At 41.2% G+C, this 14,678-nt stretch carries 16 protein-coding genes and 1 pseudogene; 9 read left to right on the top strand and 8 right to left on the bottom strand.

Translation table 11 applies throughout. The features are described from left to right. The 8 genes from leuB to glyS all read left to right on the top strand — a co-directional run bounded on the left by leuB (position 1) and on the right by glyS (position 6,962). The gene (gene leuB / locus CYO90_RS04175; RefSeq protein ID WP_103578566.1) at positions 1 to 1,083 is read left to right on the top strand and encodes a 3-isopropylmalate dehydrogenase; all 1,083 of its coding nucleotides are present in this window, start codon (positions 1 to 3) and stop codon (positions 1,081 to 1,083) included. Next, positions 1,064 to 1,309: a hypothetical protein gene (locus CYO90_RS04170; RefSeq protein ID WP_021089560.1), complete on the top strand. Its 246-nt coding sequence runs from the start codon at positions 1,064 to 1,066 to the stop codon at positions 1,307 to 1,309. The genes leuB and CYO90_RS04170 overlap by 20 nt, the downstream gene beginning before the upstream one ends. After that, the gene (locus CYO90_RS04165; RefSeq protein ID WP_258030650.1) at positions 1,291 to 1,713 is read left to right on the top strand and encodes a CiaD-like domain-containing protein; all 423 of its coding nucleotides are present in this window, start codon (positions 1,291 to 1,293) and stop codon (positions 1,711 to 1,713) included. The genes CYO90_RS04170 and CYO90_RS04165 overlap by 19 nt, the downstream gene beginning before the upstream one ends. Then, entirely contained in the window at positions 1,673 to 2,845 is a 1,173-nt protein-coding gene (locus CYO90_RS04160; RefSeq protein ID WP_103578564.1) for a CCA tRNA nucleotidyltransferase, read from the top strand. The genes CYO90_RS04165 and CYO90_RS04160 overlap by 41 nt, the downstream gene beginning before the upstream one ends. Before the next feature lie 75 nt (positions 2,846 to 2,920). After that, a complete protein-coding gene (locus tag CYO90_RS04155; protein WP_103578563.1) occupies positions 2,921 to 3,400 on the top strand; it encodes a tRNA (cytidine(34)-2'-O)-methyltransferase in 480 nt (159 codons plus the stop codon). Next, positions 3,397 to 4,791 carry an endonuclease/exonuclease/phosphatase family protein gene (locus CYO90_RS04150; protein WP_103578562.1) on the top strand — a complete coding sequence of 465 codons (1,395 nt, stop codon included), beginning with the start codon at positions 3,397 to 3,399 and terminating at the stop codon, positions 4,789 to 4,791. Before CYO90_RS04155 ends, CYO90_RS04150 begins: the two co-directional genes overlap by 4 nt. A 3-nt stretch (positions 4,792 to 4,794) precedes the next feature. Beyond that, positions 4,795 to 4,947 (top strand): hypothetical protein, encoded by a 153-nt coding sequence (locus CYO90_RS10195; RefSeq protein ID WP_162141910.1) that lies wholly within the window; start codon positions 4,795 to 4,797, stop codon positions 4,945 to 4,947. Continuing rightward, a complete protein-coding gene (gene glyS / locus CYO90_RS04145; protein ID WP_103578561.1) occupies positions 4,944 to 6,962 on the top strand; it encodes a glycine--tRNA ligase subunit beta in 2,019 nt (672 codons plus the stop codon). The genes CYO90_RS10195 and glyS overlap by 4 nt, the downstream gene beginning before the upstream one ends. A 42-nt stretch (positions 6,963 to 7,004) precedes the next feature. Here the strand turns inward: glyS and CYO90_RS10475 are convergent. The 3 genes and pseudogenes from CYO90_RS10475 to CYO90_RS10465 form a co-directional block, all read right to left on the bottom strand. Continuing rightward, a pseudogene (locus tag CYO90_RS10475) lies at positions 7,005 to 7,533 on the bottom strand (sulfatase-like hydrolase/transferase). A gap of 43 nt (positions 7,534 to 7,576) precedes the next feature. Continuing rightward, the gene (locus tag CYO90_RS10470; RefSeq protein ID WP_258030648.1) at positions 7,577 to 7,966 is read right to left on the bottom strand and encodes a sulfatase-like hydrolase/transferase; all 390 of its coding nucleotides are present in this window, start codon (positions 7,964 to 7,966) and stop codon (positions 7,577 to 7,579) included. Positions 7,967 to 7,985: 19 nt separating this feature from the next. After that, positions 7,986 to 8,381, bottom strand: coding sequence for a DUF1705 domain-containing protein (locus CYO90_RS10465; protein ID WP_258030651.1), 396 nt, complete (start codon positions 8,379 to 8,381; stop codon positions 7,986 to 7,988). On the opposite strand from CYO90_RS10465, the gene CYO90_RS10460 reads away from it, so the two are divergent. Then, a complete protein-coding gene (locus tag CYO90_RS10460) occupies positions 8,329 to 8,451 on the top strand; it encodes a hypothetical protein (RefSeq protein ID WP_258030652.1) in 123 nt (40 codons plus the stop codon). The two genes, CYO90_RS10465 and CYO90_RS10460, sit on opposite strands and share 53 nt — an antisense overlap. 215 nt (positions 8,452 to 8,666) lie before the next feature. Here the strand turns inward: CYO90_RS10460 and CYO90_RS04135 are convergent, their stop codons facing one another. From CYO90_RS04135 to alaS, 5 genes are read right to left on the bottom strand one after another with little or no spacing between them, the layout of a single operon-like run. Next, positions 8,667 to 8,966 carry a helix-hairpin-helix domain-containing protein gene (locus CYO90_RS04135; protein ID WP_103578560.1) on the bottom strand — a complete coding sequence of 100 codons (300 nt, stop codon included), beginning with the start codon at positions 8,964 to 8,966 and terminating at the stop codon, positions 8,667 to 8,669. An 8-nt stretch (positions 8,967 to 8,974) separates the two neighbouring features. Continuing rightward, positions 8,975 to 10,903, bottom strand: coding sequence for a transglycosylase domain-containing protein (locus CYO90_RS04130; RefSeq protein WP_021087919.1), 1,929 nt, complete (start codon positions 10,901 to 10,903; stop codon positions 8,975 to 8,977). Continuing rightward, positions 10,900 to 11,442, bottom strand: a complete 543-nt coding sequence (gene maf / locus CYO90_RS04125) for a septum formation inhibitor Maf (protein ID WP_103578559.1) — start codon at positions 11,440 to 11,442, stop codon at positions 10,900 to 10,902. Before maf ends, CYO90_RS04130 begins: the two co-directional genes overlap by 4 nt. Next, a complete protein-coding gene (locus tag CYO90_RS04120) occupies positions 11,439 to 11,939 on the bottom strand; it encodes a 3-isopropylmalate dehydratase (RefSeq protein ID WP_103578558.1) in 501 nt (166 codons plus the stop codon). The genes maf and CYO90_RS04120 overlap by 4 nt, the downstream gene beginning before the upstream one ends. After that, entirely contained in the window at positions 11,936 to 14,494 is a 2,559-nt protein-coding gene (gene alaS, locus CYO90_RS04115) for an alanine--tRNA ligase (RefSeq protein WP_103578557.1), read from the bottom strand. The genes CYO90_RS04120 and alaS overlap by 4 nt, the downstream gene beginning before the upstream one ends. Positions 14,495 to 14,678 lie beyond the last annotated feature (184 nt).

Raw genomic sequence — 14,678 nt, 5'->3', positions numbered from 1 at the left:
ATGAAAAACTATAAAATTTGCGTTATAAAAGGCGATGGTATCGGTCCTGAGATCATCGACGAGGCGATAAAGGTTTTAGATGTCGTAAGTGCCGAGTTTGGTATCAAATTTGAGTATGACTACAAGCTTATGGGCGGCGCAGCCTGCGACGTTTTTGGCGAGCCACTGCCAGATGAGACGCTAAGCTCAGCACTTAGTAGCGACGCTGTGCTTTTTGGAGCGATCGGCGGCGAGAAATGGGACAGCCTACCAAGACACCTAAGGCCAGAGAGCGGGCTTTTAAAGATCAGAAAAGAGCTAGAAGCTTATGCAAATTTACGCCCAGCCATCATCTTTGACGAGCTAGTGGATGCTAGCACGCTAAAGCCAGAGGTTTTAAAGGGCGTTGATTTTGTCGTGGTTCGCGAGCTAACTGGTGGGCTTTATTTTGGACAGCCTAGAGAAAAAGGCGAAGATAGAGCGTTTAATACGATGGTTTATTCTAAATTTGAGATCGAGCGCATCGCAAAGATCGCCTTTGAGACGGCTATGCTTCGCAAGAAAAAGGTCTGCATGGTCGATAAGGCAAATGTCCTTGAGACAAGCCAGCTTTGGCGCGAGGTGACTAGCGAGGTGGCAAAGGGCTATCCTGAAGTAGAGCTTAGCTTTATGTATGTCGATAACGCAGCGATGCAGCTAGTAAGGGCGCCAGCAAATTTTGACGTCATACTGACTGAAAATTTATTTGGCGACATTTTAAGTGACGAAGCGAGCATGGTTTGTGGCTCGATAGGACTTTTACCAAGCGCTAGCATGGGCGGCAAAGTGGGAATTTATGAGCCTATTCATGGCTCAGCTCCAGACATCGCAGGGCAGGGCATAGCAAATCCGATCGCGACCATTTTAAGCGCAGCGATGATGCTAAGATACGCATTTGGCGAGAGTGAGGCGGCAAATGCTATAGAAAATGCCGTAAAAACAGCTCTTGCAAAGGGATATAGAACAAAAGATATCGCCGCTTTTAACGCAGTTGAGGTTTGCTCAACAAGCGAGATAGGCGACGTGATAGCAGGATTTATCAAAAATGAAAAACACAATCACTGAAGCACTGATCTACGAGGCTCAAGGGCTAAAAGACGATGCGCTTGAAATTTACAAGAACATCTTAAAACAAGACCCGTCAAACAAGGACGCCCTTAGCGCGATAAACCGCCTTAGCGGACTTCGCAAAGAGCGCGCGATAAAAAATGAGCAGATGAAAGAGTTTTTTATCAGGATGAAAAGTGACGAAGAGATAAATGAATTTAAAAGGTGGTTGATAAGATTATGAAGCTTGATGATATCGCTAGGATGGCTATTAGTGAGGTTAGTGCCGAGCTTGAGAAGATAGAGGCGTTACAAAGTAAAAAGCAAGAAGAGCTTGAGCGAGAAAATTTAAAAAAAGAGCTTTTGGCTATGGAGGCTAGGGAGCAAGAGACGGCCGATGAGCCAGAGATAGAGGTAAATTTGCAAAGCGAGCCAGAGCTAAAGGTGGCGCAAATTTCGCCAAATAGCAGGGAGATAAGCGAGGAGGAAATTTTCTTGGCAAACCTTGCTGAACGTATAGAGGTGCTTTTTGAAGGGCTTAAGCAAACTAGCGAGCAAGAGCTTAGCCAAAGGCTCGAGCTAACGACTAAATTTTTAGAATTTACCCTTGCAAACATCGAAAATAGACTCCAAAATCTCTCAAAATAATAAATTTGAGGCAAAAACTGGTACAAGCATTTACAAAAATAGCGAGCTAGACTTTTTTAGGTCGCTATTTGCCCCTTTTGGCAAGCGTGTCTATCTAGTCGGAGGCTGCGTAAGAGACGCGCTTTTGGGACGAGAAATTTATGATTATGACATCGAAGTTTATGATATAGAGCCTGCTAAATTTGACGAGCTGATGGCTAGCATAAAGGCTAGTGGCGTTGGCAAAAGCTACTTCATCTACAAATACAAAAACTACGATCTTGGCTTGCCACGAAGCGAGAGCAAGACCGGAAATTCGCACAAAGACTTTGCCGTAAGCTACATAAATGATCCAAGTCTTGCAAGTCTTAGGCGTGATTTTACGGTAAATGCCATGATGATGAATATCTTTAACGGCGAAATTTTAGATTTTCACGGTGGCAAAAAGGACCTTGCGAGCAAGACGCTAAGGCACATCGATAGTGAGAAATTTAAAGAAGATCCGCTAAGGGTGCTTAGAGGCGTGCAGTTTAGCGCTAGGCTTGGTTTTAGCATAGCTAACGAGACGCTAGAGCTTATGAAAACGCTTGATTTAGCGCATCTAAGCCGTGATAGGATAAATACAGAGCTCATTAAATTTTTTAGGGCAAAAGAGCTTGAAAAAGGGGCGTTTTATCTTTTTGTGCTTGAGCTTTTTAAAGAAATCTTTGGCGTGGAGATTTGCGAAAGTGATGACTTTTTGGCTGAGCTAAAGAGTGCTAGGAAATTTGTAGATGACGAGAGGTTGTTTTTGTATATGCTTTTTGGAGAATTTGAGCTTGACGCAAAGGAAATTTTAGAGAAAATGCGCCTGCCAAAGAGTTATTTTTCTATCTTAAAAGAGCCATATTTTAAAGATATGCCAAGTGACGCAGAGATGATGCAAATCGCGCTAAATATGCCTTTAAAATCATGGCTTGGAGCTTATAATAAAGAGCGCATAGAGCGTGCAAAAGAGCTTGGAGTTTATGAGGCTAAATTTGACGCAAAGGTCGATGTGAGTAAGATTTTATCGGCTGGCTTTAAAAATGAGTTGATCTCCGCTGAGATAAAACGTGCTCAGGAGCTTGAAATTTCAAGATATCTTAGCAAGCGCAAATTTAGGAAATCTTAATCTTTAAAACTCTTAAAAGCCCATTTTGGCTAAAATGAGCTAGTTTATAACACTTTTTAAGGCAAAAATAAATTTATGTTTAACATAGTCCTAGTCCATCCTCAGATACCGCAAAACACCGGAGCTATCGGCAGAATGTGCGTAAATGCAAATTTAAAGCTGCACATCGTTAAGCCAACGGTCTTTGACCTGAGCGAAAAGGCGGTTAGACGGGCAGGGCTTGATTATTGGAAAATTTTAGATCCAAAAATTTGGGGAAGCCTAGACGAGTTTTTGGTGGCAAATTTAAGCCACAAAGAGCGATTTTTCTTTGCTACGACAAAAACAAATAAGCTTTACTATGACGCTAAATTTGAGCCAGGGGATTTTATATTTTTTGGCGGAGAGAGCACGGGACTGCCAAGAGAATTTATGGATATAAATTTTAAAAATGCCATAACGATCCCGATGGGAAAAGAGGGCAGGAGCTTAAATTTAGCCATGAGTGCTGGCATCATCGCGTATGAGGCGATCAGACAAAACATCTCTAAATTTGACTTTAGGAGTGAGGTTTGAGAGCGCTCTTTGCATTAGTTTTCGCCGTTTTGATAGCGTTTGCAAGTGAGATAAGCATCGCAACTTATAACGTGCAAAATTTATTTGACTGCAAGGATGATGGCAGCGAATATCCTGACTTTAAATCTGGCACTTCAAAGTGGGACTGCGAGGCGGCTAGCTCAAAACTAAAAAGGACAAGACAGGTTATAGATGCCATAGATACCGACATCATCGCACTTGAAGAGGTTGAAAACGAGCAGGTTTTAAGGGCTTTGGTTGATGGCGGTGAGTATAAATTTATAGCCTTTAGCAAGGCAAAAAACTCTCCAGTTGGGCTGGCTCTTGTGTCAAAGATAAAGCCAAGTGGCAGTGAAATTTTTGAAGTGCCAAATGTAAAAACTAGAAACATTTTAAAGGTCGTTTTTGAGGTGGAGGGTAAGAAATTTAGCGTTTTTGTTAATCACTTCCCAGCTTATAAAAACGGCATAAATATGCAAAAAAAGGCTGAAAGAACGCTAAGGGTTGCTCTTGGCGATGAGCAAAATGCTATTGTTTTGGGCGATTTTAACTCACCTTATGGACAAAAATCTATCCTTAATGGTATCATCGCAACTCGTGGTTTTTACGATCTTTATAGCTTTTTAGCTCCAAAAGATAGATACTCTCATGCAGTTCATGGCAAAAAGCGAGCCATTGATCACGTTTTGCTCTCGCCTAGCTTTATGGCAAACGGCGATCTAAGCTACATTGATGGCAGTTTTGAGGTCTTTAAGCCAAGCTTTGTGGTTGATGAGCATGGCTTTGCAAATAGCGATCTTTACTCAGATCACTTTGCGCTTAAATTTAAAATCTCAACCAAACCAAGTCCCGCTAAAAGTGGTATGCTTGCGAATGAAAATTTGAAAAAAGAAGCTAAAAAAGTAGAGGATCAAAACTATAAAAAAGCTGACATTGACGCGATTTTTGCAAATCCTGAGGATGTGCCAGCGCTAGTTGAAAGAGCCGTTGTCATCTTAAAAGATAAACATGGCTTTATCGTCTCGAAAAATCGCCGTGGAATTTACGTTTTTGATCCTAAAAATAGTGTCGGCGTGGGCGATGAGCTTGACATTTTGATTAGGCGAGTGAAATTTTACAAAGAGGCGCTTGAAGTGAGCTCTTATGAGATCATAAATGAGCATGGCACAAAAGATGTGAGTGAAAATTTACTTGATAGCTCAAAACTAAGTGAGGCTAGAAGTGGCGACGTGATCGCTAAAATTTCAGGCAAGCTGGAGAGTGGCTACTTGCATACACCACATGGTAAGATCAGGGTTTATAGCAAAAAAAGGCTAAAAGATGGCGAGTATAGCTTTGAGCGAGCGAGGGTGAAAATTTATAAAAACGAAAAAGAGATCGTTGTGGAGTAGATGGTGCAAATTTTAGATATTTTTATGATCGCAGCGTTTGTTTTGTTTGTGATATTTATGATAAGAGGCGTCATTTTGCAGGCGCAAGAGAAGGAGAAAGCAAGAGAGATGATAAGAGAAAAAAGAGAAAATTTTAATAAAAAGAGTGAGATATGAAAGAACTATTACTAGAGATCGGAGTCGAGGAGCTCCCAGCGATACCATTTTTAAGGGAGCTGCCAAACATCAACGCTAAATGGCAGGCTGTGCTTGAAAAATATAACATCAAAAGCGAGTTTAAATTTTACTACACGCCGCGCCGTTTGGTCTTTTTCCATGAGAAATTCCCATTAGCTCAGCCAGATAGTGTGGCTAGCTTCGTTGGCGCGCCAAAGCAAGTAGCGCTAAAAGACGGAGCTTTTACAAAGGCAGCGCTTAGCTTTGCAAATAAATGTGGCATAAGCGAGAGTGAGCTTAAATTTAAAGAGATAGACGGCAAAGAGGTGCTTTACTACGAAAAAGAGGTGAAGGGCGAGCCGGTTGCTAAGATAATGGGCGACATGGTCGAGGAGTTTTTAAAGAGCCTTAGCTTTGGCAAGTCTATGCGCTGGGGCAACGGCGAATTTGAGTTTATACGTCCGATAAGATCGTTTTTGTGTTTGCTGGGCGATGAGGTCATTAAATTTAACAAATTTGGCGTAGAGAGTAGCAACTCTACCTATCCTCATAGAAGCATCAGCTACGACAAGATAAAAATTTCAAATATAAAAGAGTATTTTGATGGCTCAAAGAGCCGTGGCGTCGTGCTTGAGGCAGACGAAAGAGAAAAGATAATCCTTGATGAATTTGAAAAGATCAGCCAAAAAAGCGGGCTAAAGATCGAGATCGATAAAGACTTGCTAGCTGAAGTAGTGGCGATCACTGAGTATCCAACAGCGCTTCTTGGCTCGTTTGAAGAGGAGTTTTTGGAGGTGCCAAGCGAGGTCATCATCACTTCTATGAAAGAAAATCAGCGCTATTTCCCAGTCTTTAAAGATGGCAAGCTCGCAAATGGCTTTGTTGTCGTTAGTAACGCCATAACGCAAGATTACTCACTCATTATTAAAGGCAACGAAAAGGTGCTAAGAGCAAGACTAAGTGACGCGATGTTCTTTTGGCAAAGCGACCTTAAGGCCGAATTTAGCCCAGAAAAACTAAAAAATATAACCTACCTAAAAGAGCTTGGAAGTATCTATGAAAAAGAGCTTAGAGAGCTAAAAGTGGCTAAAAAACTAGCTAGCAACTATGATGAGCTACTTAAAAAAGAAGCTGGTGAGTACGGGGCTAAGCTAGAGCGAGCTGTGATGCTAAGTAAGGCTGATCTTACAACGCAGATGGTTTATGAATTTACCGAGCTTCAAGGCATTATGGGCGCTTACTACGCAAAGGCTAAAAATGAGGACGAAAACGTCGTTTTAGCCATTAAAGAGCAGTATCTGCCAGACGGCGAGGAGGCGCAGTGCCCAAGCAAGGTCTTTAGCTCGGTTGTAGCGCTTTCAAATAAGCTTGATACGCTAATGGGGCTCTTTAGCATCGGCAAAATCCCAAGCGGCACGAAAGACCCATACGCTCTAAGGCGCGCGGCAAATGGCGTTATAAAGATCATTTTGGCGCATAATTTGAAATTTAACGTAAAAGAAATTTTAGAAGATATCGCAAAAGAGTATAAGAAATTTGACGTTGAAGTGCTTATAAATTTCATCCTTGATAGGCTCTACACCTTCTTTGATGCAAACGCTTCTATTGTAAAAGCTTGCATAAAAAGCGGCGAAAAGGACATCTTGGAGCTAACTAAGATAATAGAGGCACTTGCTAAAATTTCAAGTGAGCCAAATTTTAGGGAGAATTTCTCGACATTTAAGCGCCTTGCAAACATCATAAAAGATGATAAATTTAGCAAGGTCGATGAGAGCCTCTTTGAGATAGATGCTGAAAAGGCCTTAAATGACGCATTTAAGGCGGTTGATAAGAGCTTGGCATACGAGCCAAGGCTAAAAGCGCTATTTGCACTAAAGCCGCATATAGATGAGTTTTTTGACAAAGTTATGATAAACGTTGAAAACGAGAAAGTGCGAAATAACCGCGTCGCAATCATCGGTCAAATTTATAGCGAGATACTAAAAGTAGCTGATATAAAAGAGATCAGCTTTTAAATTTGCGCCAGCTTTGGGCTTTGCCTAGGCTGGCTTTTAAATTTACTCCCTAAAAATATCAAATTCTGGCTCGTAAGCCTTAGTTTTTACCCCAAAATATCCAAGAACTGAGCTAAAGATAAAATCATGCGAAAGACTTTCGTCTTTTCTAGTTTTTAGCCTTTTTAAAAGCTCGCTATCGCTTGAAAAGATGATGGCTGGGATGTGTTTTTGCTCATCTGGAGCGATGGAGTAAGGCAGGCCGTGTAAATATATGCCATTTTCGCCTAGACTCTCTCCGTGATCTGAGAAAAAGAACATGGCAACCTCAAATTTATCTTTTCTTGCTTCAAGGGCGTTTATCAGCTCGCTTTGCAGATAGTCCTCATATAAAATGGTGTTGTCATAGGTGTTTGCTATCTCATCTGGCATGTATTTGTTTAGCTCGGCAGTGTCGCATTGGGGTAAATTCTTTAAATTTACTTGGGTAGCCTTTGTAGTAGATAGGGCCATGTGAGCCTTGCAAATGTAGCACGATAAAGGTAGTGGAATTTGCATCTTTTATGACCTTTTTTGCCTCATCAAATATCACTTCATCAAAACCTTCTGCTCTGTGCTCTGAAGTGTGGTTTTGATCAAGCTTGTCGCAAACCACTACTCCTATTTTTTTCGCATCCGCCGCTATTGTTGCTAAAAAAGTATGTTTTTATGCCAAGTTTATTGATGATATCAACTAAATTTTCACGAGCTTTAGCTTCGCGGTTGCTAAAATTTTCTCGCTTTAAGTCTGAAAATAGGCAAGGCACACTAGTCTCTGTAGCAGTCCCACATGAGTAGAAATTTGTAAAACTTACCACATCTTTTTGCTTGGTAAATTTGTTTGTATCGTTTTTAGCGTAGCCATTTAGCGAGTAGTTTTTGCTCCTTTGTGTCTCGCCAACTATCAAAACTAAAATTTTCTTTTTATCATTTGTGAGCGTTGCGTCATCTGCCACGTAGGTAAAAGGGAGCGGTTTTTGTGCCAAAGACTTTGCTAATCTTATGCTAGAGTAGATAGGATAGTATGGGAGTAAAACGCTTATGGTTGAGGCGTTGTGGCTCTTTAAAAAATGGTATAAAAATTTTAGACATGAGAGTAAAGATTATAGCTGCACTTGCTAAAGTGCAAAGGGCTATTTTTACCCTTGATCTAAGCGCATTTTTAAAACCGCCATAGCTAATCTTTACAAGCGCTACATATATGCAAGGCAGGATGGTTACAAAAATAAGCCAAATAGCTAAGCTGGCATTAAAATAGCTAAATGCCTCTCTTGTGTCAGTGTGCAAGACGTTTAATAGTATGCTTTTATCTATAATGACGCCATAAGTTTGCATAAAGTAAGCAGAGATGCTGCTAATCATGATGAGAAAGATAGCAAGAGGTTTTAGCAAAAATGGCACAAGCAAAATGCAAAAAACTCCAGCAAAGAGCAAAAGAAAAAATATGCTAAGTAGAGCAAAAGCAGTATAGAAAAAGACAAAGTGTCGCCCGATAAAAATCCTAAAAATACACCCTTAAATAAAAATATGTAGTTTATGAAAAACATATAAGCTACAAATAAAATTAAAAATTTAACAAAGCTTATATGTCTTATTTTGTCGATGTTTAGCATTTCTAGCCACCTTCTTTCAGGGGCGTAATGATAGAGCTAAAATGTAAATGGCTAGAAATTTAGAAGAGAAAAACTATTTTTTCTTTTTCTTGCTTTTTGACTTCTTTTCAGGCTCAGCCTTTTTCGCCTTTTGGCTATCTTTTACACTAAGCTTTTCTTTGACCTTTTGCATGTCGTTAAAGCCGATGCCTTGAACCTTCTCAAGCTCCTCGACACTTGTAAATTTATGAGCTTTTCTATATTTTATGACGTTTAGTGCCTGGTTTTTGTTTAGCCCAAGGCTCATTAGCTCGCTCTTACTAGCTGTGTTTAGATCAGCGCCGTATGCAAGGCTTGCAAGCGCTAGACAAAGTAAAATTTTTAATTTTTTCATCTTATCTCCTAAAATAATAATCCATCGTTTTCTTGATCTTGAATGATGTCGTTTGTTGGCGTATTTTGCGGCAACGGTGAGTCGTTTGTGTAGTACTCATCAGCGCCGTTATAGTATCCTTTATAGACGCCATCAGGCTGCTCAAACGCGCGTCTTAGGGTAGGGTAGAGCTTGATGTAGCCCTCCATAAATTTCTTAAAGACCGGTGCAGCTGTCCTGCCGCCACCCTCGACCTTTTTCATAGGGCTGTTATCGTCGTTTCCGTACCAGATGATGGCCTCGATATCAGGCGAATAGCCGCAAAACCAAGCATCGATGTTGTTATTTGTCGTGCCAGTCTTGCCAGCGATCTGGATGCCATTTACCTTTGCGTTGCGTCCTGTGCCGTTATTTACGACATTTTGAAGCAAGGTAGTCATCAAAAATGCCTGCTCAGGTTTTAGCACCTGCTTCTTTTGAGGCTCATAGTCCATCGACGCGCCAAAGCTATTTTCTATATGCTTAATGAGTGTAGGCTCGACCACTTCGCCATCGTTTGGAAACATCGAGTAAAATTTCGCAAAGTCAAGTGGCGAAATCCCAAAGCTACCAAGTGCGATTGATAAATTTTCAGGGATGTCGTTAAAGCCCATATCCGTAAGCTGTTTGCGAACTGAGCTAAGACCAAGATCGTTTAGTAAATTTATGGTTGCGAGGTTGCGAGACTGGGTTAAGGCTGATTTTATCGTGATGTAGCCTTGAAAACCACCGCTATAGTTTTTTGGCGTCCATTCTTTGCCATTGCCCATGTCAAACGTCCTAGCGATATCAGCTACTTGAGAGACGACTGAGTAGCCGCTATCAAGGGCTATTTGATAGATAAATGGCTTAAAGCTAGATCCTGGCTGGCGCTTGCTTTGTGTCGCTCTGTTGTAGCTACTTTTTGCGTAGTCGATGCCTCCGATGAGTGCTAAAATTTGTCCGCTTTGTGGATGAGTGACGACGATAGCGCCATTTAGCATCTCTGGATTTGCCTTTTTATCTCTTTTTAAAATTTCATTGTAGCCATAGACTAAAGCGTCCTGAGCGATCTTTTGCACGTTTAGATCGACTGTGCTTTGTATCTTGTAGCCGCCAGTTTTTATATCGTCAAATTTCTTTGAAGCCTCTTTTATGATCTCATCGACCACGTAAGGGGCTTTGTTGCGTGTGAGCGTATCGTCAAAGACTGCTGGCTCTTCAAGCACGCCCTTTCGGTACTCGTCTTCGTTTATCCAGCCGATGCTATACATCCTCTCAAGAACCCTGTTTGCGCGGCTAAGCGAGAGGTCAAGGTGCTTTGTAGGATCATAAGTACTTGGCGCTTTTGGCATGCCAACTAGCATCGCTATCTCTTTTATACTTAGCTCATTTAGCTCTTTTCTAAAGTACCCCTCTGCAGCCGTTTTGATGCCGTAGTAGCCATGCCCAAAATATACGTGATTTAGGTATCTTTCGATGATGTCCTCTTTGCTAAGCTCGCTTTCAAGCTTCATAGCGAGCACAACCTCTTTTATCTTCCTTGTAAATTTCTTCTCGCGGCTTAAGGCTAGGTTTTTTATGAGCTGCTGAGTTAGCGTAGATGCGCCTTCTACCAGCTTTCTAGCTTTGATATCCTTTATCGCTGCTCTTGCCATGGCTTCTACGTTGATACCACCATGCTCAAAGTAGCTCGTATCCTCGATAGCCACGAGCGCTTCGATGACACGTGGCGGGATATCGTTATATTTTACGTAAATTCTATTTTCTTCAAAGATATTTGCGATAAGCTCGTTATTTCTATCAAAAATTTGTGTCGCAAGCTTTGGCTTGTAGTCGATGATGGTATAAGCGTCAAATCTCACCTGCGAATAAAAGTATAAAAACGCTCCACCAAGTGCGATGGCAACTACAAAGATAAATGCCAAGATATATTTCATAAAAATGCCTTTAATATTTTTAAATTTAGCCCCATTGCCGTGCTTGTTTCGCCGTGCTGGGAGATGATGTATTTTTTATTAAAATTTTCTATTGTCATGGCTCCAGCCTTGCCTCGCCACTCGCCACTTTCTAGGTAGCTTTTTAGCTCTTGCTCGCCAAATTTAGTAAATTTATATGTGGTTCTGCTCACATTTATAAGCTCAAATTTGCCTAAAAATATCATCGCCGTATAGACGCTACACTCATTGCCGCTTTGTAAATTTAGCATAGCAAGTGCCTCGTTTTCATCCTTTGCCTTGCCTAAAATTTTATCCCCACAAGCCACGCAGCTATCTGCAAAGAGTAAATTTGTAAGCTTGCCATTTGCCTTTAAAAACTGCTCTTTTTTAGCTTTTACGACGTTTTGGACGTAAATTTCAGGTTTTAGCTCTTTTGCTATCATGCTCTCATCAAAGCTGCAAGAAATTTGTTTAAATTCTATCCCGGCGTTTTTTAGTAAATTTGCCCTTGTTGGCGAGCTAGAAGCAAGTGTGATCATAAAAAGCCCATATAGCTCACGCCAAGATAGACAGCCGCAAGCGAGGCTAGTAAATTTAGAGGCGTGAAGTAGTAGATGATGACGATTAGGCTCTCGTTTAGCTCGATCATCTCGTGTGATCTTAGTGTTTTTAAAGCCTTTTTGTATCTATAAAAGATGTAGCTTAAATTTAAGAGTAAAAATAGCTCTATCGCCCATTTGGTCGCTACTATGGCACTTGCCATCGGATTTTGCATTTTGCCATCATCAAAGCAAAAGATCATTATCAGGCTAGTTAGCGCGATGCCAAGAACTAGCGCAAAGATGGCTAGTCCAAAGCGTCTTATGATGTGAAGCAAGATGTGATAGCGCTCTTTATCTTCAAATTTATTTTTTATAAAATAGCTTCCAGTAAGCACCAAACCAGCTTGTAGCCCTATAAAAAGAGCTACGAAACTAATGTGCAAGAAGATGATTAGTTGATCAAATTTAAAAAAAGCGATCTCTTGATGAATCATTTTTCTAAAGCTTGTTTTGCATACTCAAGTGAGCTTTTTATGGCGTCTTCGATGGCTAGAGCGTTTTTGCCGCCAGCTGTTGCAAAGTCGTCTTTTCCACCGCCATTGCCGCCTAGAATTTGCGCCGCAAATTTAACCCAAGCGCCAGCTTTTAGTGGAGCATTTTTCACGCCAGCTGCAAGAGAAATTTTACCCTCTTCATCTGTTTGGATCAGTAAAATAGCAGCCTTTTCGTGCCCGTTTTTAAACTCATCTATCAAAGTTTTTATGTCGCCACCATCGATGTGTGCCACACAAAGCTTGGTATCATTTATATTTATAAAGGCTAGCTCCTCAGAGCTTTTAGCATTTTTTAGCTTATCTTTTAAGCCTTTTATCTCGCCTTTTAGCTTTTTAACAGCATTTAGTGGCTCGGCGCTTTTTAGCTCATCTTTTAGCTCTTCAAGCTCAGCTCTAAATGACCTTGCTAAATTTAGCGCAGCTCTTGAGCAAACAGCTTCTATACGCCTAACTCCAGCACTTACGCCGCTCTCTTTTGTGATGAAAAACGATCCGATCTCATCTATATTTTTTACGTGTGTGCCGCCGCAAAGCTCTTTGCTGACATCGCCAAAGCTCACAACTCTTACCTTGTCGGCATATTTTTCATTAAATAGCGCGATCGCTCCGCTTTTTTTGGCCTCTTCAAGCTCCATAACCTGCGTTTTTGCATTTGCACCAGTTAATATCCACTCATTTACAAGGTTTTCGACCTTTGAAATTTCTTCGCTAGTAAGCGCCTTTGGATGAGAGAAGTCAAACCTTAGCCTATCTGCCTCGACGTTTGAGCCAGCTTGAGCGATATGTGTGCCAAGCACGCTTCTAAGGGCTGCGTGAAGCAAGTGTGTAGCGCTGTGATGACGTGCAGTTTCTGCTCTATCGCTGCCCACTTCAAGCTCAACTTCGTCGCCAACTTTTAGCGCCGCGCTAGTTTTTACTAAAGATAAATTTAGCCCATGAAATTTTTGCGTATCAAGCACATTTGCTTTGCCTGCTATCTTACCGCCATCGCCGCACTGACCGCCACTTTGAGCGTAAAATGGAGTGATATCAAACATCACCCAGCCCTCTTTGCCAGCATCTAGGCTATCTATATTTTTAAATTCCTCATCAAGCAAGGCTAGAATTTTACTTTTACTCTTAAGCTCTTCATAGCCTATAAATTTATTCTCGCCAAATTTCTCAAGTAGCTCTTTAAAGTCGCCCTTCGCACTCTTGTCGCCACTGCCTTTCCAAGCAGCTTTTGCACGTGCTTTTTGCTCACTCATAAGCTCATCAAACCTTGCCTCATCGACCTTTAAGCCCTTTTCTCTAAGCATATCAGCCGTTAGATCAAGTGGGAAGCCAAATGTATCATAGAGCTTAAACGCAGCCTCTCCGCTAAAAATTTCTTTTGTATTTTTAAGCTCACTCTCAAATAGCTCTAAACCACTAGCGATAGTCGCTAAAAATCTCTCTTCTTCAAGCTTGATCTGCTCTTTTACGGCTGCTTTTTTATCGTTTAGATAGGTGTAGTGTCCGCCCATAAGCTCACAAACTTTATCGACAAGCTTATACATAAATGGCTCTTTTATGCCTAGCAAGTATCCATGGCGGATCGCGCGGCGTAAGATACGGCGAAGCACGTAGCCACGACCTTCTTTGTCAAATGTCGTGCCTTGAGCTAGCAAAAATGTGACTGAGCGGATGTGGTCGCTTATGACGCGGTAGCTAGCGCCACTTTCATAGACGTATGGCTTGCCGCAAAGCTTTGCTACTTCGTTAATGAGTGGCATAAAAAGTGTGCTGTCGTAGTTGCTAAATTTACCCTGCAAGATAGCAGTAACGCGCTCTAGCCCCATGCCAGTATCGATGCTTGGCTTTGGTAGTGGGCTTAGTTTGCCATCTGCGCTTCTTTCATACTGCATGAAGACAAGGTTCCATATCTCTAAAAACCTATCTCCATCGCCGCCCATGTAGTCTTCAGGCGTGTTAAAGTGTTCAGCGCCTTGATCGTAAAAAATTTCACTGCAAGGGCCACATGGTCCAGTATCGCCCATCTGCCAGAAGTTATCATGGTCGCCAAAGCGGTAAATTCTCTCTTTTGCGATGTGAGTGCTCCAAATTTCAAATGCCTCATCATCGCTTTCGTGAACGGTTACATAAAGCTTATCTTTTGGTAGTTTTAGCACCTCTGTGACAAATTCCCAAGCGTAAGCGATCGCCTCTTTTTTGAAGTATTCGCCAAAGCTAAAGTTGCCAAGCATCTCAAAAAATGTGTGGTGACGCGCTGTGTAGCCTACGTTATCAAGGTCGTTGTGCTTACCGCCAGCTCTTATGCAGGTCTGACAGCTAGTGCGGATAGGTGGTGTTGGGCGTGGCACTTCGCCTGTGAAAATGCTTTTAAATGGCACCATACCAGCATTTGTGAAAAGTAGTGTTGCATCGTTTGGCACGAGTGGTGCAGAAGCTACTACTTCGTGACCTTTTGATTTAAAAAAATCAAGATATGCCTTTCTTATATCTAAATTTTGCATTTTTATCCTCGTTAGTTTTAAAATTTTGCTTGATTTTAGCCAAAATTCGTTTGCGAAATTCTAAAAAGAGAAAAAATAGTGATATTTTGAAAACTATCTCTTGTTTTATCTATTTAAAAGCGATTTGTAAATAAAATAATTAAAAATTTCTAAAGTTTTAAAGGGTGAATGTGAAGCTAAAAAT

The sequence above is a fragment of the Campylobacter concisus genome, assembly GCF_002913745.1.
Lineage (GTDB): Bacteria > Campylobacterota > Campylobacteria > Campylobacterales > Campylobacteraceae > Campylobacter_A > Campylobacter_A concisus_R.
This window is presented reverse-complemented; position numbering and strand designations above follow the sequence as displayed.